The following is a 19,504-nucleotide window of genomic DNA, read 5'->3' on the forward strand; positions in this document are numbered from 1 at the left end:
TTTAATGTTTTGTTTTGATGGCGCACATACAAACAATGTACTAAATGGACATTAATATTGTAATAAAATACAATAATGAAAAAAATAAAATAAATTGATTTACAGTAAAATAATTAAATTCACAGACCGCCTATTTAATTTTTAGTGAAAATTTATTTTTCTATTTTTTAAAAATTTCTTAATATTTTATATTTTTGGGTGTGTAATTAATGATCCAAATTCCCCAACATATACTTATCCCTATTTATCCAGAACTAAAAGACGAACACTCAATAACTTCAATAAAATATAATATCAAACTACTTTTAGAGTATATTCAAAAAACAAAACCTATAGCTAAAAAGTCTATAATCAATATTATAATTTAAAAATGTAAATTACAAAAAGGTTTTTCTTGCAAGAACTTATACAATTCAAATAGAAATTATAAATAATCCTCAAAACATATAATTTATCATTTCTAAATAACACACCTAAAAACAGTAATTACTAAACACTCTGTTTTAATCCTTGTAAATTAACAATATTTTTAAAAATAAGAGCTATATTTATAAAAATAAATCTTATTATTACTCAATATATTGTACTAAAGATAAAAAAGGAGAATAAAAATGAAAATTATCAATGTATTATTTTGTTTATTTTTACTAATCTTAAACAGCTGCAATGCTAATGATAACGACACTTTAAAAAACAAAAATCAACCTATTGAACCCCAACAAGCAAAAAATAAGGAAAAATATGATTTAGGGCAAAAAGAACTACAAAAAGGGCTCCTAAAAAAGCCACAACAAGAAATCCCAAAATCTAGAGAAGACCTTCTTAAAGAAAAACTGACTGACGATCAAAAAATACACCTTGATTGGTTAAAAACCGCCTTGACTGGTGAAGGAGAATTTGACAGATTTTTACAACATGATGAAAACAAAATAAAAATAGCACTTGCCCACATAAAAACTGAACTTGATAAATGCAAGGGAAAACAAACTGTTGCTCAACAGGAAGCCACTTTCAAAGGTATAGTTCAAGGGGCACTTCACGGTAATGATATAGATCAAGTACAACAGGCACTTTCTTTGTGCGACATTTATCCGTAATAATATAGCAGCCCCCAAAAGGGGGCTTTAAATATATTGCTATGCTGCAAAAATATAATCAAATTGCTTATCTTTTTTTAACGCGTCAAAGAATAATAACGGGCTATCGCCATAATTAGTCTTTTTATAGTTCATAAAGTTTTAAAATCTTCTAAATCCTTTAATCTATTATTTTTCTTGAAATAGTCTTTTATAAGCTCCGACCAATAGTTTGGGCTCCTTAAAATCACTCTTCTTGATATACTCGGCTAAATTGCCTTGAATTTTATTGATATCATCAATATTGTTGGGGTCTACATTCTGAAGAAAATTTATTTTTTGAACAATTGAGTTTATATTATCTTTTATTTCGGGGTCACTTACCCAATTTTTTATGTTAAACAACACTTCTTTAAAAATTCCATAATGATAAAACCAAGGTTTTATCTGATTTTGATTATTATCTTTTCTTTCTTCTTGTTTAATCTCTTTTTTCTGCTTTTGATTAACACTAACTTGCTTGTTGGGCATATAATTTTCATTTTCATAAGTATTATAAATAGGCGCTGCATCAGTATCCACTTCACTTCTTATGTGAAAATGTCCAACTAAAGCATACCTTTTGAAATAAGTAATAACTGAACCAACTTGTTGTGGCAATGTCCTTTCATTTTTGAACCAATTTTCATCTTTCCATTGTAAATTTTCTGTAAGCATTGGTGTATCAAATGATTCTTCATACCCAGTACTTGTGCTGTAGAATGTAGTCCTAACAACATGAACTCTACCATATGGATCGTATGTAAAAGTTGCATTTTGAAAAAAATCAAGCTCTAAATTATGTTTCTTTATAACGTTTTCAATTTCTTCTACTATATCATTGAAATCTTGATACTTGTACTTATCTCCCTGAAGACTTTTGTCAATACCTGATAAATTCATCCTTAGGGTTTTCATATATTTTCTGAAGTTTATTTTTGCTTGAATATTATTTTGTATATCTTGATTATTTGCTTGTGACATAATCGTCAACCTCCATGAATTTGTTTATAAATAATTATAAAGCAAAAACTATTTTTGCCAACTTTTTAACAAAAATTTTTGTAAAAAGAAGTGGGACTTAACCAAACTCTCTTTATAAAGAATCTCATTAAGTACCCACTATATTACTATTTTTTGCAAATTAACAAATTCAGGTAGGTGCAAATGTCAATATTTAAACAACTACGCTGATTGTAGTGTATCCCAATTTAGAATTAAAATCAATTTTCTTTTACTAAATTATAAAAAGTGTATTAAATTAATACGATTAAGAATTAAAATTTCATATTTTTCTTAAAAAAGTATTTACTTTTAAATCAAAATCATGCATTATATTATTAATTATTATTAAACAAATTCATGGAGGTTGACGATTATGTCAATATCAACCAATAAAAAAAGTCCAAATTGCTTCAACAAACATCAACATAAATTAATAGTTCTTATCTCAACACTAGCCTACATAAACAAAAACTATAAGAAATACACACAACAAAACATACGATATTACTATAATGAAAATCTTAAACGAAATGGTCAAAACCCCATTAAACTAAAGACAATGCAAAAATATCTTTACAAATTAGAAAAAGAACTAAAAGTAACAACTAATTACTATAAACATTTGGGGGTAAATTGTGGAACTGAAATTTACTATAAGCTTAATTATTCAAAAAAAGAGTGTTACAAAAAGACAAACAAATACTTTAAAGAAAAAAAACTTTCAAGATTTCAAAAAAGAGTTAATAACCACTTTAAAGACAAATTTCCCTTAAAGGAGAGTGTAAATTTGGAGGAGTGTTTAAATAATAAAAATAATAATATAAAAGAAGAAAAAAAATCTAATAAAATAGAAGAATATAAAAAAACAAAATATTTCAATAAATGTAACTTTTTCGATAAAAAAACTCTTTCAAAGATATTAAAATTAGATATTAAAACAAATTTAATAATTGAAATATTCAAAACCGTAAAGAGATATGAAAATAGTCTAGCAAAAAACAAACATATTTCTTTTAATAAATCTTGCTTTAAAGATAAGCAAAACAAATTAAAAGAAATACTTATAAATACTCAAAAAAAATTAGAAAAAAAAGGATATAATCCTGAACAATTAAAAACAAATATCCAAAAAATATATGAAAATTACAAATTAAAACCCCATTTTATAATTGAAAATCAAAAATATAGAGATTTAGATAAAATAAAGCTCAAATTAGAAAAGTCAATTGAAATAAAAAAAGAAAATTCACAAAAAAATTACGAACATATAAGGATAAACATTTTTAATATTCTTATTGAGCGCCTAGAAAATACTGCAGAAATTGAAATTTTAAAACCAATTATAAAAGACTATTTGAATGTCAAAAAGAAATTAGAATATAATAAAGTATTTGATTCATATTATTATGAATTATTAGAAATAATAGAAAATGAAAAAAATTCTTTAAAGTTAAAAGAATTTATCAAAAAGGTTGTGTAAGGATTAAACATGGAACCCACAGTTGAGCCTATAAAAAAAGGAAAATGCAAAGTTGAATGCCAAAATAAAGAACGATTTATTTTGATTGAAAAAGAAAATGGTAAAGCAATGTACCATACAAAAATAATGATGGACTTATACAAATTTGGAGTTTATGAAAATAAAAAAAAGAAAAAAAATGAATTTCGAGTGTCATTAAGAGCCTTACATAATGGAGAAAGAATTGTCCAAGAAACTCACTTATATCCTATAAAAGAAGGAGACAAGTTTATTGGAATTTTTTATGGATTTAGAAAACCAATTAAAAAAGCTTTTGTAAAGTATGAAGCAAATGGAACTAGAAAATCTTATGGATTTGCAAGGGCATATTATATGGAAGTTAGATTTAAAGCAGGCAGTGTTTTTTTCTACTTTAAGGGACTATACCGCTTGCTAGATAAAGAGAGAATGAATAACCACTACAACAAAATATTATTTAGTATGTTTACAGATTTAGAAAAACAAGTATATGAATTTTATGGGAAAAAATACCCCGAACAAGGACCACTTACAAAATGGATAATAAAAAACCTAAAATAATAACAATTGCAAGTCTCAAAGGAGGTGTTGGTAAAAGCACAACCTCAATAATACTTGCAAATTTATTGTCACAGAAGTACAAAGTACTCTTAATTGATACAGATGATCAAGCTGCTACTACTAGTTATTATTATAATAAATTAGAAATAAAAAATTTTGATGTTTCTCAGATAAATATAGGAAATGTTATAAAAGATAATATAGACATTAATAAATGTATTATTAATGTTGATAATAATCTAGCTTTAATACCAAGCTACATAACAGTTGATGAACTAAATGGAGATTATTATTATGACAATCGACACTTGCCTATCGAATTTTCATTGAAAACAAAATTAAATTCCATAATTAATGACTATGATTATGTATTAATTGATACTAATCCTAAAAGGAATTTTACATTAAAAATTTCTCTAATTAGTAGTCATTGTGTAATATCTCCAATGACGGCAGAAAAGTGGGCAGTCGAAGGATTTGAAACATTGAGGAAATTTATAAAAGAAGTGGCTGGAATACCAGTATTTATTATAATAACAAGGTTTAAAAAAAATATTACCCACAAGCAATTAATGGAAATAGTAAGAATGAAAAATGGGTTTTTAGGATGTATAAATGAAAGAGAAGATTTAAACAAAAAAATATGTTGTAATGAAAAATTTGATTTTTCAAAAGATTATATTATTGAATATAGAAAAATATTGGAAACTTTTTTGGATAAGCTATAAAAATCAACAAACTCAGCAAGTTCGTCACGCTGAACTTGTTGAGCATATAGGAGTAAATATGGATAAAAAAAATATTAATTTAAAAATTAATAAAAGAATTTCAGAAAATAATTTAAATTACATCCTTGATCAAAGTAATGAAAATCAAAGAAAAGAAGAATTTGAACAACTAATTACGCAATTAAAAAATAATATTAAATCAGACATTTATAATATTATTGATACCATGAAAATCCTTAAAAAAATAAATGATAAGAAGCTTTATTTAGAAGGAGGATATAAATATTTTAACGATTTTTTATCAGATTTTAGATTAGCAAAGACACAATCTTATGAATATATAAAGTTGGCGACTGCAGTTGAGGCAGGATTATTAGAAGAAAATTATATCACTAGTAATGGAATAAGGGCCTCCATAAGATACATTAAAAGTAAAACAAATGAAACAATAAAAAAATCTAGACAAAATCCGATAAAACCGTTAAGATTTCAACTTAAAACCAAAGAAAGTTACGATTTTTATAAAAGAAATGCCAAATTTACAAGTTTTATGATGCATGAGATTTTTGAAAATCAAAAAGATTTGATTAATAAACTTTTAAAGAAGTATAAAGAATTAAAAGGATAACAAGGGAAAATTACTGATATTGTTCGGCATAAATACTTTATTATTTATCGGTATAAGTTCTTTAAATCTATCCGATATTGCTCTTTTTTTAGGATCATAATTGAACATAAATTGTTTGAATTTATAATTCACATGATTAATTAATGGATATTTATCCATAATCTTATCAATTTTAATTTTAAGCAGATCTTTTATAGGTTTTTCTCTTTTTTTGTTTTTATTTTGAATTTTATTTAGTTCTACTTTTAAGTTATTAATCTCAATAAGATTCTCCTCAAGATTTATAGCGGACTCTTCGGTTTTAATCTCAAGATTTACACAGTCAGCATATTCTACAAATTCATTTATCCAGTCAAACTCAACTCCAGATTGATAAAAATCACTCTTTACTACCACCCTTCAATCTCTTCAACAAGCTTATTAAACGTATCATTATTAATATTGTTGGATATTAATAACTTAGCCTGATTGTTTTTAACAATTTCGGTTCTTATATTGAAAACTTCCCGTTCACATTTAAGAAGAAAATTAAGCACTTTTGATATTAAAGAATCATTTCTCTGTATCTTACAATTAACTGGTACAGCGTCTATTAAAAAGAACAAATTGCAATACTTAAGCCCAGTACATGCTAGCTGTATTTGCGCCTGCACATACTATTTGAAAAAATACTTACTACTTAAAAAAATTGCCATTTTTATTATACTCTTCAATAGCGCTACTCATATAATGAAAGTCACTACTCTTAATCTCTAAAAGCTATATATCACCATAAATATTCATAAACCATACATCAATTGTTGAGCCTACTAAAGGTTTAAAATTGTCTATTATTTTGAAATAATTATATTTATCAACACCGTTAGTATATTTATTTTATACAAAACAGCAATATTATCACCGTACGCTTTAACAAATTCTCTAAATCCTAAATTTTCAAACTCTTTCCCTTTTAAGATGTATAAATTTTCTTCAAAAGGCAAACTCATGCCAAAATATTTAAGCACACTATTTATTATTACATTTTTAAGACCAGTGTCACCAATTACAACAGTCCCCACTTCACTAGCTCCATATTTATCAAGCTTGCTTCTTTGCAAACTAAAATTAATATTACGATTAAATCTAAAACACTCTTAACTACTTATTCCTGGTAATTTTTTGCTTATCTTGCTTAATTTGCTTTTTTCTTTAATTGGAAAAGATTTTTCCTCGAATACTTCACAACCAATAAAACTTTGTTGCTAAGCATCTATCATGTTGGAAACTTCATTTTTTATATTTTCTTGATTTTTTTCTATGTTTGAAACATTGTTCATGTTTTCCTCCTGTTTACAATAAATAAACATATAGCAAAAATTATTTTTGCTAATTTTTTGCAAAAATTTTTTGCAAAAAATAAAGGTTTAACTAAATTCTCAACTAAAGAATTTTGCTAAACCTAAAGTTTAAATGGATTGTTTTGATAACAAAAAATTTTTAGCTATACACATATATATAGCTTTAAAATTATTTTTGTAAAGTTTATACAAAATTTAATATGGTTCAATTTAGAATTAAAATTAATTTAGATTTTTATTAAACAAAAGCTTATTTAAATTCTTTTGTTTAAAAGTTTAAATAAGCTTTAATCTATAAAAGAGCAAAAATAAAATGTTATTTTCTAACAATGTTCACCAGTATTATAATACAATGTTTGAAAAAAGAAAATTAAATATTATTTATTATTTTATGCTTTGTAAATATTGCATTAAAAAAGAATGTATAAATGGGCCTAATATATTTAATACTATGACAGAAATACATATTGTTATAGTTCTTCTTCTAGTTGCTGTTGATAGATCTTTCCATGGGTTATTAAAACTAGTATACACACTATTTCTAGTTACATTGCATATTTTGGGATTCGATTTATTTTTTTACACTATTTATCATGGTATCTAAATCTTTTCCTATGATACCTATTTTAGAATTCAATATAGATATATTTTTTCTTAAATTCACATCAATTATTTTTTCTTTTAAATATTCAAAGTTGTAATTATCATTATGAAGTAAAACAAAATCTATTGCCTCCTCACTAAACCCTATATTCAAAAATTCATTTTTTATACTTTTTATATTGTATGTCCTATGCGCTAAGTTACTCATAAAATTTCCGTATGAAAATAGTGCCCCCTTTTGAATGGGGACTATAAATAAAAAAATTATTTAATATTGGAGGATTGGTAGATGCTTATCAGTAAAATACAACAAAACAATAGGAGCTTACGTGGAGAAATACAAAGATGGGGATGTTATTTTTTGTGTTTGCATTACTATATAAGTGTTTTCAAAAAGCCCGAATTTACTGTTTTTGGAATAAATTCAGCTTATTACAGATTTTTAGAACTTGGATACATCAAGAGCAATTGTTTTATTAAAGATCCCTGTATGATACTAAATTACTATGGAATTAGAACTAGCGTGAGATATGAGGCTTTTAGTTGCTTTGGAGCTACTAATGAATTTGAAATAAGCGAAGTTAATATCACGGGGGTTAATGGAACACACTTTATTGCTACAAAAGAGCAAGAAATATTATATGACTCACTTGATTTAAAGCCTCGAGGAAAAGTATTTAAATTAGTTTCAAAGAGAATATTTAAGCTTAAGTAGTTATACTACAGCTTAAAACTATTTTTTACGCATTTATAAGTTTGAATTTTGTTTGCAGAAGAGAGTCCATAGATATTATCAATTTCAGATGTTGAGTAATATTTCATAAGTTCTTTAATTTGAAAAGAGTTATAACCATTAGATTTTAAATTTGAAATAAATAAATTTCTACATAGATGAAGTGATTTATTAGCTTTAAAGCCCGACTTTTTAAGTAAATTTTTAAATTTATTGGAAATATGGATAATGCTAATTTGATTGTCTTTAAATTTATGTTTGGTTTTTTGGAAAAGATAAGTACGTCTAGTATCAAGATTTTTTTCTTCGAAATGATTTTTGTGAGCTATTTGAATAGCATTAAACTCTTTAGAGTCAATGACAATTTCTCTAATACAAGCAACATTTCTTTTTTTAGCCACATTTACTTTTATATTATAATAAACTTCTCCGGGTTTATTTGATAACCGGGTAATATCTTGCATTTTTACTTTTTGAATTTCAGTGCCCCTACACCCACTTATTAACAGTAAATGTACAAACCAACCAGATATTAGATCAGTTTGTTTTAATTGTTTAATACATTTTACAATTATTTTTTCAGTTTTTGGAGTTAAGTAAAACTTAGGAGTTGGTTTTAGATTTTCTTTTTTGGGTTTAGTTGTATTTTTTAGAGTGTTTTTTAGGATTTTATTTTCATCGATTACTTTTTGATAATCTTTTAATAGTTTGCGAATAAAATCTGTACTACTATTATTTAAATTAAGATAATTATTAATGTCCATAAAATCCTCTCCTTATAAGTGTTACTTTTAAATTAAGTAAAAGTAATAAAAATGTATAAAAATTGCAATTTACATTTTACCAAAAACTTAAAATTTTAGTCAAATTGAGGGTAGTTTCATTGCATGCAGAATTTGGGCTGTAGGATGGATGTATTAGATAGAAGTGGTGATTTTGAAGGGGGCACTTAAGAAAGAACAGAATGCTTTAAGTGATATATATCAAATACTCTGAAATTTAATTTGTATCTATTTTGTAATCATTTTTAATGAGCTTGACATTTGCAATGGAGAGATTTTTGGGAGTTGATTCAAATTACATTTGAGTTTTGTTACTTTGTAATCCTAAATGTAACAAAATTAGATATTTAAATCTTTAAAAAAATTGTATATACTAGAGATTGTGGTATTTTTAAAGCTTAGGGAGTACCTTATGAATAAAAAAATGTTTATTATTTGCTCTGTTTTTTCGCTTATAATTTCTTGTGAAAATTTTACAAGTAGATTAAGTGAGCAAGGTAGTAGTTTAAGGGGGCAAGTAAGTAGTGATACAATAAAATTTTCTGAATTTACTGTAAAAATTAAAAATAAAGATACTAATAGTAGTTGGACAGACTTAGGAGTTTTGGTAATAAGAAAAGAAATAGACGGTATTGAAACAGGTTTAAATGCTAAGGGACATTCAGCTACATTTTTTTCATTAAAAGAGCTAGAAGTTAATAACTTTATAAAAGCAATGACTGAAGGTGGATCATTTAAAACTAATTTGTATTATGGATATAAGGATGAACAAAGCATTACAAATGGTATTAAAGATAAAAATATAATAACAAAAATAGAAAATATTAATGGTTTTGAGCATATTACATTTTTAGGAGATAAAATTAATAGCGGTGCGGGAGATAAAACTGCCAAATATGCAATACCACTAGAAGAGCTTAAGAAAAATTTAAAATAGAATTCCAAATTATAGGAGAGGATAATTATGAAGAAAAAAATTTATATTATTTGTGCTTTTTTATACTTATAAGTTCTTGTAAGTATTATGCAAACAATAAAGACTTGAAAAGTCTAGAACAAAATGTAAAAGGAAAAGTTAAGGGATTTTTAGATACAAAAAAAGAAGAGTTGATTGGCGGTTTAAAAAAGCTTGTGGGAGAAGCTTCTTCAAAAGTTGAATAAGAATTAGTGCAGGGAAACTATCCCAATAACATCTTATTTAATTCACCTGCAACATTGCCAGCAAGTCATCACGATAAAGTGCCTGTATTAAAAATGGCACAAAGTAGTGATCAACGAAAAGTAAAAAAAGAAGATAAAGAAAAAGAAGAGATTGAAAAAAATCGAGAATTAAAGGATAAAATAGAGAAATCGAATAAAAAAACTTCTCTTGAAACATATTTTGAGTACGAAGAAGAGATAAAGAAAATAGGAGAAGAATTAGAAGAAAAATTAAAAGATAAAAAAGAAGATAAAGAAAAACTTGAAAAGGAATTAGAAACCCTTGAAAAGACTTTAAAAGAAAAAATAGAGAAAAGAAAAAAAGAATTAGAAAATGCTCAAAAGAAATTTGAAGAGTTTGAAAAACAATTTACTTGCACAACTGGGGTTACTGATGGTGATAAAGCTCAAAACCAAGGTAAGGTTGGAGTACAAGCCTGGACTGAAGCACAAGAATTAGGTTTAAGTGTAAATTATTCTGGCAGTAGTGTTGGTACTAATGATATGGCTAAAGGAATAATAGATGGTGTGCTTAAAAAGATTGATGATGAGCTTAAAAAGGTAGAAGAAAAAAAAGAATAAAAGAAATGGTTTTATAAGCATGAAATTTAAAAAAGCAAGACTAGTAAAAAGTCTTGCTTTTTATATATTAATATATTGAGGGAAAAGAAAAGAATAGATATAAGTATAAATGTAAAACCCACTTTAGGAGTAAACAAAAAAATCCACAAATACCCAAACAACCAAAAAACAAACATAATGATAATCCTAATATTCTATTAGGGGTTTTATTTTGGATATTAACCTCACAATCAAAACAAATTTCAGATTCTTTTTAATAGTTTTTTTCAAAAACGGCAATTTTTTCTATCAAAAGCTTTGGGCATAATTATAAGCTCCTTTTAAAGGCATAAACTTTTGATCTAAAGGTTTGTGCTACAAGGTGTTAAAAAGTATCTTCACTAATTGTTACTCTAGAATCTTCATTGCCAAAAGTTTCTCCACTCTCCCATTTTTGTCTCATTCTCCACACATTTACTCTAAAAACTCCCAGTCTAGCTGCTATTTCTCCATCACTTAATGATCCTTCTCTAAAATACGCAACATAATCGTCAAAAGATCTTTTAACTTTCTTCAAAAGCAAAACCCCAAAGTAACAAAATTAACAAATTGTTACTCTAAATAATACTGCAAGTTAAAAAATTGTGATAAAAACCATTAACTTCTTTATATCTATCATGTTGATCTATATTTTAAATATTTATTAAGGTAAAACATACAAAAATACAAGTTACTTATAGTAAATACTTTTAAATAGTTATGTTATGCTAAAAAAGTTAAAGGTGAATTAGACTTAGAGCGAGCCAATTTAGAATTGGGATTTATAAGGGCATTTAAGCAATATTCTAACATTGAACTTGCTAGCATGTTTTCAAAAATAGAGGATTTAAGATTTAAAATTGATTCTTTAGATAAAGAAAATAATAAAAAAAGTGAAAAAGTTGTTAATGAAAAAATTAGCTCTTTAAAAAGCGAGCTTAATGATCTTATAAAAGAGTGTTCAATAATAGAAATGGAGCTTTACTATGAATGTATGAAAAGACTTGCCGCTATTCATGAGGTTGATAGTAAAAGTAACTACAAAAGTAGTAAAAGGTACAAGTGAGCTTATATTGAACAAAACTTTTTACAACACTTCAAAAGCAATACAAAAATCAGTTTGGAGTTGATATATCACAATTTGTAAAAGTAACAAACCCTTCAATTCATTTTGATCAGCTTGAAAAAGAACATTTAACCGTAAGGCAAAATAGGGTAATAAAAAGCATTCAAAAGAACAATGAAAAGAAGATTATGCTTAGTGGTGGTATAGCTAGTGGCAAGACGTATCTTGCATGTTACCTGTTTATTAAAAGTTTACTTTCCAATAAACAGCTATACTCTAGTGACACTAATAATTTTATTATAGGCAATTCCCAGCGTTCAGTTGAAGTCAATGTTTTGGGTCAATTTCAAAAGTTGTGCAAACTTCTTAATATTTCTTATATTCCCAGACATTCAAATAATTCGTATATAATGATTGATTCACTTCGTATTAGTTTGTATGGAGGGGGTAAAGCAAGTGATTTTGAAAGGTTTAGAGGTAGTAATTCGGCACTTATTTTTGTTAATGAGGCTACTACTTTACACAAACAAACTTTAGAGGAAGTATTAAAAAGACTTAGATGTGGGCAAGAAACTATTATTTTTGATACTAATCCGGACCATCCAGAACATTATTTTAAAACTGATTACATTGATAATGTAGCAACTTTTAAGACATATAATTTTACAACTTATGATACTTTACTTTTAAGTAAAGGATTTATTGAAACTCAAGAGAAACTGTATAAAGATATGCCAATATATAGAGCAAGAGTTTTACTGGGAGAATGAATAGCAAGCGCCGACTCAATTTTTGCACAAATTAATATTATTCAAGATTATGTGTTTACTAGCCCAATAGCATATTTGGATCCAACATTTATTATTGGGGGCGACAATACTGCTTTATGCACTATGGTGGAGCGGGTTGATGACAGATATTATGCTTTTGTATTTTAAGACCAACGACCAGCCAATGATTCTTATATTATGAATATGGTCAAGACTGTTTTAGAAAATTTCAATGTACACACACTTTACTTAGAGGATAGAGATAATACTAAGGGTGCTGGTGCATTGATGCGTGAATATATGGCTCTTAGAAACAATAAGAGCCAATATTTTAGAATTGTGCCGGTTAAACCAAAATTTAATCAATTTAGTAGAATAACATCGTTAATTACACCGTTTACTTACAAAAAACTTTACATTGCAAAATACAGTAGTTCTTCTGTATTTAATGATATTTACGCTTATAAAGGGGATAACAAAATTCATGACGATGCTCTTGATGTAATATCAGCTGCATATTTGATGTTGTCTTTAGGATATAGAGAGCGAAGCATTCACTTTGGTAATCAAAAATTTTTGTAAATTTTATTGATAAAAATTTTAGTTTTTGATATTATTAAATATAATTTAATAAAGAGAAGTAAAAAGTTGTGTAATTTAAGAAAAACTAAATTAGTAGATAGAACAAGTTCACTAGAACTATATAGATATTTAAGATTTTTTAGAAATTATATTGAGGATGTAGCAGAAGACTGTCTCAAGAACAAATCCGTTCTTGAGAGCATCAGTTATAATGTTTGTGAATTTGAACTTAATAGATTAAAGGTACAACTTAAGAATGCTTTACTGAATTGAATTATAAGCTATCGTTTTCATAGAATTGGATATGTTTTAGTAAAAACTCAAGACGTACTACTGGATCTTGAAGAGCCCGTTAATATAGAGTTATCCATTGGATTTGAATACCTTGAAACGACCATTATACTCAGCGCCAATAAATGTAGCTAATCCTGATAATTCACTTTATGTAGCGATGCTTCAAAAAAGGTGTGGTGTATTCCAACTTTATCTGCAAAGTCGACAGCAGCGGTGTTTTTTAAGAATATTGCCCTAGCGACTGGTTAGATACAGTTTACAAATGGATTTCAAAAAACACAAAGTTTGGCATGACCACTAAATCATAAATGAACATTTGGCAATAATTTCTACACATAATCTAGAAGAAAGATTTAATGCTGATTCTGCCATCAAGCCTGTAAATAAAGAATAGTTTCCAACTAAAGCTAAACTTTGGTTTATAGAGACACTTCAAATGATCAGGGTTCTCGTTACATCTACTATTTTGACATCTATGGTAACGTTTTTTATACCACAACTATGTTGTAATACATAATACTATGTATTACAATATAGTTGTGTCTTATATTAGTATTAAATTCTATTAAACAATTCTATTAAACAATTCTATTAAACAATTCTATTAAACAATTCTATTAAACAATTCTATTAAACAATTATTAGATTTTAAGCAAAGGAGAATATTTATGAAATATAATACAATTATGGGTATATTTTTATTTTTACTTTTGTTAAATTCCTGCAATCCGGATTTTAACAACGTAAAACAAAAAAAAGATATTGATGAAAAAACAGCTCCAAAAAAAGAAGGACATGATAAAGAAATAAAAAAAGACTTGATCAGTAATTTAAGAAATTTAATAGAAATAAGTAATGCAGATAGAGAAAAATATGTAAAAAAAATAGAAGAAGAGCCTAAAAATCAATATGGAATGGGGGTTTTCGGAATGTTGGGTTGGGTGGACGCAGCAGAGTGGATATCGTCTAATTCCAAAAGATCTATAGAATTTAGAAAACATGTTTATGTAATATTAAATGATATCGATACTAATGACTTGGGTGAATTTTCAAAAATTTTAATATTGTCAGGACAGGCAGAAATCCTTAACATTTTTAGCAGATTAGGAAAATTTTTAGATTCTGCGATTGTTAACTTATATTTTAAAAAAGAGACTTTAGACAAGCTAAACATCTCGGATTTAGAGAAGATCAAAAATTATTTTGAAGAATTATGGTCTATAAAGACAGTCTTCTCAAAAATGTTGAGCAATCTTGTATTAGATTATAAAAACGATAATGATCTTATAAAAACAGATAATGGTAAGCTCAGGTCTTATGCGTCTGCAATATTAAATCAAATTAAAGGAAAAGAAATAACAGCGGAGAAACTAAGAAATAGAATAAATAAAATAATTTCAATATAAATTCAAAAAAATACAAATAAATAATTTATAAGCTCAGCTATTCGTTGAAATATGCTTTTAGTTTGCTTTTTCATTGTTACTTTTAGCAAAAAAATAAGTAATTTTGGATAGAAAAGAGCAAGATAGATAGCAATCTTGATAAAATAATATAAGTCTTCTAGCCCGTAAGGGAGGTTTAAATATGGGAAGTATATTTAAATTTATTTAAATATACTTCCCATAACGTCTTGTAAGCTATGGCATTCAAAATTTAAACGACATCACATAGAAAGGCCTGATTATATAGCTTCTGTGAAAGCGTAGGTGGTTCTTTGATAGGAAATTAATTATCGAATATAAAGATTTAAAACCGATTGGAACTTAGTAAGAATATTACTTATAATTTTAATATTAATTCTGTTGCTGTTCATTCGGAGTAGGCAGTATGTACCTAGGCTTGAACTTAATAAGCTCTGGATTAAACGGATAGACGAGTATTTGGTGTTTTAGTAAGTTTGAAGTTTCAATGTAAACATCTTCTCTATTGTTAATAGCTTTAATAGTTTGGATCAAAGCATCTTCCAATTTTACACAACTAATTGCGGAAGTTTGTGTTGTTACATATAGTTTTACCAATTTCAGAGAAATTGTGGAGTCAATTATTACCATCATAGATGTAGAAAATTCATCCCCCAACTCTAGTTTTGAAAGTCCAGATTCAATTTTTTCAAATATTTTATCCATTTTATCCTTATTGCCATTTTTAACTTCTTCTTTTATTTGTTCGGGCATATTAAGTAGTCCGTGCATATTGGGGGGTAAACGTTTTTATTTTTACTATCTTTTTGAATTGAAACAGTTACTATTAATACAAAATGATTGATAAGTTTGATAATTTCGCTACTTGCAAGTTTATAAGCTTGAGCAAAAAGTAGTAGATTGTTATTAATGTCGCCAATATACGAATCTGAAGTGTAAAATTTTTAAGAAGTCTGCTTTAAATGCCCGAATTTATATTGTAGTTTTAAATAATTAAGCCTCACTACTTCAGAACTAAACCCAATAGTTGGAATAGTATTAACCTCATTGGCAATAGTTATAGGATTGGCATTAAGAAATGCATCCCATTTTACAGTTTTTTGATAGCCCATTTTTAAATCAACATCTTCTTCAATTTGATTGGGTAAAAACCATTTATACATCTTTGGGTGGAAAATACCTCAAATAATCAGGGGTCTCGCTACATCTAATATTTTGACATCTATGGTAAGACATTTTCTATACCACAACTCCCCAATATATTACAAACCAATAATGATGATAGAATTCAAGTAAAATGCTATGATATTAGCTATAAAACTATTAAAGCCATATACCTCAAACTAATAATTTAATCGCTTTACATCATTCCTTAATGAACCACTAGAATCAACAAATAAAAGCTTCCCTATTCCCCCCCCCTTTTTTCCTAATACTATTAGGGTTATCTTTTTTTAAAAAAATCATATATGTATCCATTCTAGTCTTATCCTCTCCTATGTATTAGGTAAAAAATAGATACAAAACAGCCATACTATTTACACTTCAACAAAACACCTATTAAAAATAATATTTTAACTTTCCTTATACAAAAAAAGATATAATATGTTTTAATATATAATATCGTATTAATTAACTTATATATTTAAATTTAATAAATAAACTAAAGAGGAAAATAGAAAAGAATGATAAAAGGTAATATGCTTATTTTAATATTAATAACAACAATACTCGAATCATGTAAATTCTATAGAAGTGATGATATAAATAAAAAAAATACATCTTTAAGTGGCGCTACTAAAGGGATTGGCGATATAGGTTCAGTTGTTTTAGAACAAGGCAGAAACAAAAAAGGTAATGCTGCTACAAATAAAGTTACTTTGGCTGAAGTTATAGGACATGCTGGCAGTAGTGAGCTTATATTTAATAACGATCCTGATTTTAGTGTTAGTGAATACAACCAAGAAAGGGCTACTGGCAAATTAAGCGAAGAAGATAGGAGTAAGCTTAAAGTCTTTTTTAACAAAACAACAGCATATCAAGGGATGTTAGATTCTATCTATAACAAAAATATAAGCTATTATAACACTATCGCAACTTATTCTGGTTGTGCTGATTATAGTATTGGATGTTTTAGCAAAGCCCCCTCTAAAAAGCGCAGCCAAGCCCTTGATTATTTAGAAAGTAACAATCTAGATGAAACGTATTCTACCCTTAATAAAATACTAAAGGAATCTGCACATGATTATTGCCCCAAACTCCTAGACAATGCAATCAGAGAATATAAAGAAACTATAATAAAAGCTAAAGAGGCTGAAAATAAAATAAAAAAAATAAACGATTTTATAGATGATGAAAAAAATAATAAGGAAGAAGGGGAAAAAAGTGTAGATAACTTAAAAAAAGTTAGAGATATTCTTTCTGTTTTTAAAAAGATTATAGAATCCGCTAGCGTGGCCTATGCCGATGCTTTTGCCATTATAGTATCTACTTTGTCCTCTCCCGAATTTATTGAAGCCGTTAATGAATTTAAAGAAGCCGCCAAGAAGTATGCTAATGGAAATAAAGGGGATCATGCTGTTGATGTTATTGTGGGCGCTATTGCTGGCATGGCTTTTGATACATATGAAAATGGATTTAAAAGGGCAAAGATGTTTGCCAATAAAACAACAGGTAGAGAAGTAGACAAAATGGTTGCTGCTATTGATAAACTAGGCTCTACTTATAATACAGTTAGGTCTAAAAATAAAGATAAATAAATAAGCAATAAATGCAACAATTGAAGGAATATAAAGAATCTCCTTGAACCGTAGAATCATTACATGAGATAACTATCCCCAAATCAAATTTAAACTTTATTTGGCTTCTATAAGCTAAATAAAGTCATACAAATTAATGAAAAAGAATGATATATTAATATATATCATAAGTGGATATTTCCCATTTTAATTTAGCAGTCGTTTATATACTTTCTATATAGTATTATATGGTTATGAGCAAACAAAAATAGGAAACTTTTTGCAAAGAGCTTAAAATCTATTTTATTAGCTAAAAGTACGTGTAAATAATACAAATCAAAATATAGATTTATAATAAAAAAGTCAAAAATTAAAAAAGCAGAAATAATTAAACTTTGGCTCAAAAAATACTATTTCAAATAAATAAGCCACAAAAATTACAATTTCATTTATTATTATATATTAGAAAAAATAATAAGTACTAATAGCGATTATACATACAAAATTTATCCTAACACTAATGTTATATCGTTATTTTAGCGTATAGGCGCTCAACTGCTATTGAAATATAATATTTATCATCAGGATCTTTTACTGATACTACATTATTTAATAAGTTAATTACTTTTAATATTCCTGTAGAGCAAATTTTATAAATCCTATTTTGGATAGCGTTATATAATCATTTTCTATTCTTATTGAGTTTTTTGATCATTGGTTCTAAAAGTTTGTCTATTTTTCTTACTTTTATATTTAGGGTGGAGTATTCTTTTTAATTTTTTGATAAAAAGCCATTCATCGCGGTTAATTAATCTTTTTTTTTTAAAAAAAATTATTTTATATAATTATATTATTAATATTATTATATAAGGAGAATAAAGTGAAAATAAAAAATATTTACCATAAAATGGAATTTTTAACACTTTTAATTTTTATTTCGGCCTGTAGTCAAGACGGCCAGCATAAACAGGACAAAGTATTAAGCTATTCAGAAGAGACTAATAGTCCATATCTAATAAAGAATACTAATTTTTTCAATTACTAAAAAATAGAAGACATAAGAACCAAATACGGCATGCCCCCAAAGTCGCCCTCTTATATTTAAGTGGGGTAATATATTTTTTACAAAATATACATAGTAACACTAAAATCTATGGAAATAACCGAATCAATGAAAATATTTGAAGAAATACAAGACATCGTAAACTGCAATATTGAGATAATGGAGGCTATTTCTAACAGCAAAAGCATCATATCTTCACTAAAAGCAAAGCATAAAAAATCATGAAAGAAGAATATGTAAGCGCTCTCAAAATCGGTTAAAATGCTTAAATTAGCGAACTACTATTCATTACTTTACTACTATGTAATACTACTATTGTTAATTCACTAGAAGACCTAGACCCGCCAATTATTTAAACACTAGAATCTTTAGCTAAACATGAGGAACAACTATCAGATTATGTTATATACCTTATAGCATTCCTAACCAAAACAAAATCTAAAGTTAATGATCCGAATTACCCAACATATACTTATCCAAACTCAGCAATACTAAAAGATGAGCACTCTATAGCTTCAATAAAACATAATATAAACTACTTTTAGAGTACATTTAAAAACAAAATCTATGGAAAAAAAGTCTATAATCAGTATTATAAGTTAAAAATGTAAATTTCAAAAAGGTTTTTCTTACAAGAAAATATACTTCAATACTTCATATGTGTAAATAGACTCCGCAAATTAAACTAGTGTATAATAAAGCTATAAAGGAAAAATATTGCGAAACCCGTGCTAACAAATACTGCAAGTATAAGGATTTATAAAATTTAGAAAA

12 protein-coding genes and 11 pseudogenes are annotated in these 19,504 nt (G+C 26.7%); 17 read left to right on the forward strand and 6 right to left on the reverse strand.

The annotated features are described in order from the left end of the window. Window positions 1–205: 205 nt before the first annotated feature. Window positions 206–376 (forward strand): annotated as a pseudogene (locus tag QIA31_RS06090) (BBA14 family lipoprotein); the annotation flags it as partial. A 235-nt stretch (window positions 377–611) separates the two neighbouring features. After that, window positions 612–1,097, forward strand: a complete 486-nt coding sequence (locus QIA31_RS06095; RefSeq protein WP_418905487.1) for an Mlp family lipoprotein — start codon at window positions 612–614, stop codon at window positions 1,095–1,097. 39 nt (window positions 1,098–1,136) lie between these two features. Here the strand turns inward: QIA31_RS06095 and QIA31_RS06100 are convergent. Then, a pseudogene (locus tag QIA31_RS06100) lies at window positions 1,137–2,099 on the reverse strand (ERF family protein). A 394-nt stretch (window positions 2,100–2,493) separates the two neighbouring features. On the opposite strand from QIA31_RS06100, the gene QIA31_RS06105 reads away from it, so the two are divergent. The 4 genes from QIA31_RS06105 to QIA31_RS06120 are packed head-to-tail and all read left to right on the forward strand — an operon-like array spanning window position 2,494 to window position 5,535. Beyond that, a complete protein-coding gene (locus tag QIA31_RS06105) occupies window positions 2,494–3,600 on the forward strand; it encodes a plasmid maintenance protein (RefSeq protein ID WP_418905488.1) in 1,107 nt (368 codons plus the stop codon). A gap of 9 nt (window positions 3,601–3,609) precedes the next feature. After that, window positions 3,610–4,179 (forward strand): DUF226 domain-containing protein, encoded by a 570-nt coding sequence (locus tag QIA31_RS06110; protein WP_418905489.1) that lies wholly within the window; start codon window positions 3,610–3,612, stop codon window positions 4,177–4,179. After that, window positions 4,155–4,907: a ParA family protein gene (locus QIA31_RS06115; RefSeq protein WP_418905490.1), complete on the forward strand. Its 753-nt coding sequence runs from the start codon at window positions 4,155–4,157 to the stop codon at window positions 4,905–4,907. Before QIA31_RS06110 ends, QIA31_RS06115 begins: the two co-directional genes overlap by 25 nt. Before the next feature lie 58 nt (window positions 4,908–4,965). Next, a complete protein-coding gene (locus tag QIA31_RS06120; protein WP_418905491.1) occupies window positions 4,966–5,535 on the forward strand; it encodes a chromosome replication/partitioning protein in 570 nt (189 codons plus the stop codon). Here QIA31_RS06120 and QIA31_RS06125 read toward each other — a convergent pair. Together QIA31_RS06125 and bdr are read right to left on the reverse strand one after the other, a co-directional pair. After that, window positions 5,524–6,767 (reverse strand): annotated as a pseudogene (locus QIA31_RS06125) (DUF244 domain-containing protein). The gene QIA31_RS06120 and the pseudogene QIA31_RS06125 sit on opposite strands and share 12 nt — an antisense overlap. A gap of 679 nt (window positions 6,768–7,446) precedes the next feature. Then, window positions 7,447–7,686, reverse strand: coding sequence for a Bdr family repetitive protein (bdr, locus tag QIA31_RS06130; protein ID WP_418905492.1), 240 nt, complete (start codon window positions 7,684–7,686; stop codon window positions 7,447–7,449). 81 nt (window positions 7,687–7,767) lie between these two features. Here bdr and QIA31_RS06135 point away from each other — a divergent pair, with 81 nt between their 5' ends. Next, on the forward strand, window positions 7,768–8,193 hold the full coding sequence (locus tag QIA31_RS06135) for a DUF261 domain-containing protein (protein WP_418905493.1): 426 nt from the start codon (window positions 7,768–7,770) through the stop codon (window positions 8,191–8,193). 5 nt (window positions 8,194–8,198) lie between these two features. On the opposite strand, the gene QIA31_RS06140 is transcribed toward QIA31_RS06135, so the two are convergent. Further along, window positions 8,199–8,975, reverse strand: a complete 777-nt coding sequence (locus QIA31_RS06140) for a tyrosine-type recombinase/integrase (protein ID WP_418905494.1) — start codon at window positions 8,973–8,975, stop codon at window positions 8,199–8,201. 430 nt (window positions 8,976–9,405) lie between these two features. Here QIA31_RS06140 and QIA31_RS06145 point away from each other — a divergent pair, with 430 nt between their 5' ends. After that, window positions 9,406–9,930: an Erp family outer-surface lipoprotein gene (locus tag QIA31_RS06145; protein WP_418905495.1), complete on the forward strand. Its 525-nt coding sequence runs from the start codon at window positions 9,406–9,408 to the stop codon at window positions 9,928–9,930. A gap of 230 nt (window positions 9,931–10,160) precedes the next feature. After that, window positions 10,161–10,775: a hypothetical protein gene (locus tag QIA31_RS06150; RefSeq protein ID WP_418905496.1), complete on the forward strand. Its 615-nt coding sequence runs from the start codon at window positions 10,161–10,163 to the stop codon at window positions 10,773–10,775. A gap of 367 nt (window positions 10,776–11,142) precedes the next feature. On the opposite strand, the pseudogene QIA31_RS06155 reads toward QIA31_RS06150, so the two are convergent. Then, a pseudogene (locus QIA31_RS06155) lies at window positions 11,143–11,331 on the reverse strand (DUF603 domain-containing protein); the annotation flags it as partial. A gap of 189 nt (window positions 11,332–11,520) precedes the next feature. Between QIA31_RS06155 and QIA31_RS06160 the strand changes: the two are divergent. The 5 genes and pseudogenes from QIA31_RS06160 to QIA31_RS06180 form a co-directional block, all read left to right on the forward strand. Continuing rightward, a pseudogene (locus QIA31_RS06160) lies at window positions 11,521–11,859 on the forward strand (DUF603 domain-containing protein); the annotation flags it as partial. 11 nt (window positions 11,860–11,870) lie between these two features. After that, window positions 11,871–13,211, forward strand: a pseudogene (locus tag QIA31_RS06165) (PBSX family phage terminase large subunit); the annotation flags it as partial. Between the two features lie 66 nt (window positions 13,212–13,277). Then, window positions 13,278–13,601, forward strand: a pseudogene (locus QIA31_RS06170) (anti-CBASS protein Acb1 family protein); the annotation flags it as partial. Next, window positions 13,600–14,000, forward strand: a pseudogene (locus tag QIA31_RS06175) (right-handed parallel beta-helix repeat-containing protein); the annotation flags it as partial. The pseudogenes QIA31_RS06170 and QIA31_RS06175, both read left to right, overlap by 2 nt. 173 nt (window positions 14,001–14,173) lie before the next feature. Next, complete coding sequence (locus QIA31_RS06180; RefSeq protein WP_418905497.1) at window positions 14,174–14,911, forward strand: CRASP family complement regulator-acquiring lipoprotein; 738 nt, start codon at window positions 14,174–14,176, stop codon at window positions 14,909–14,911. Between the two features lie 402 nt (window positions 14,912–15,313). On the opposite strand, the pseudogene QIA31_RS06185 reads toward QIA31_RS06180, so the two are convergent. Next, a pseudogene (locus QIA31_RS06185) lies at window positions 15,314–16,098 on the reverse strand (hypothetical protein); the annotation flags it as partial. A gap of 516 nt (window positions 16,099–16,614) precedes the next feature. Here QIA31_RS06185 and QIA31_RS06190 point away from each other — a divergent pair. The 3 genes and pseudogenes from QIA31_RS06190 to QIA31_RS06200 all read left to right on the forward strand — a co-directional run bounded on the left by QIA31_RS06190 (window position 16,615) and on the right by QIA31_RS06200 (window position 19,341). Next, the gene (locus tag QIA31_RS06190; protein WP_418905498.1) at window positions 16,615–17,688 is read left to right on the forward strand and encodes a hypothetical protein; all 1,074 of its coding nucleotides are present in this window, start codon (window positions 16,615–16,617) and stop codon (window positions 17,686–17,688) included. Window positions 17,689–18,787: 1,099 nt separating this feature from the next. Further along, window positions 18,788–18,990 (forward strand): annotated as a pseudogene (locus tag QIA31_RS06195) (BlyB family putative holin accessory protein); the annotation flags it as partial. A 9-nt stretch (window positions 18,991–18,999) separates the two neighbouring features. Then, window positions 19,000–19,341 (forward strand): annotated as a pseudogene (locus QIA31_RS06200) (BBA14 family lipoprotein). Window positions 19,342–19,504: the final 163 nt, after the last annotated feature.

It is taken from the genome of [Borrelia] turdi (assembly GCF_030439285.2).
GTDB lineage: Bacteria > Spirochaetota > Spirochaetia > Borreliales > Borreliaceae > Borreliella > Borreliella turdi.

Bases quoted from the DNA above. Each gene is read 5' to 3' on its own strand.
- QIA31_RS06095 (WP_418905487.1), top strand. From the start codon at position 612: ATGAAAATTATCAATGTATTATTTTGTTTATTTTTACTAATCTTAAAC.
- QIA31_RS06105 (WP_418905488.1), top strand. From the start codon at position 2,494: ATGTCAATATCAACCAATAAAAAAAGTCCAAATTGCTTCAACAAACAT.
- QIA31_RS06110 (WP_418905489.1), top strand. From the start codon at position 3,610: ATGGAACCCACAGTTGAGCCTATAAAAAAAGGAAAATGCAAAGTTGAA.
- QIA31_RS06115 (WP_418905490.1), top strand. From the start codon at position 4,155: ATGGATAATAAAAAACCTAAAATAATAACAATTGCAAGTCTCAAAGGA.
- QIA31_RS06120 (WP_418905491.1), top strand. From the start codon at position 4,966: ATGGATAAAAAAAATATTAATTTAAAAATTAATAAAAGAATTTCAGAA.
- bdr (WP_418905492.1), bottom strand. From the start codon at position 7,686: ATGAGTAACTTAGCGCATAGGACATACAATATAAAAAGTATAAAAAAT.
- QIA31_RS06135 (WP_418905493.1), top strand. From the start codon at position 7,768: ATGCTTATCAGTAAAATACAACAAAACAATAGGAGCTTACGTGGAGAA.
- QIA31_RS06140 (WP_418905494.1), bottom strand. From the start codon at position 8,975: ATGGACATTAATAATTATCTTAATTTAAATAATAGTAGTACAGATTTT.
- QIA31_RS06145 (WP_418905495.1), top strand. From the start codon at position 9,406: ATGAATAAAAAAATGTTTATTATTTGCTCTGTTTTTTCGCTTATAATT.
- QIA31_RS06180 (WP_418905497.1), top strand. From the start codon at position 14,174: ATGAAATATAATACAATTATGGGTATATTTTTATTTTTACTTTTGTTA.
- QIA31_RS06190 (WP_418905498.1), top strand. From the start codon at position 16,615: ATGATAAAAGGTAATATGCTTATTTTAATATTAATAACAACAATACTC.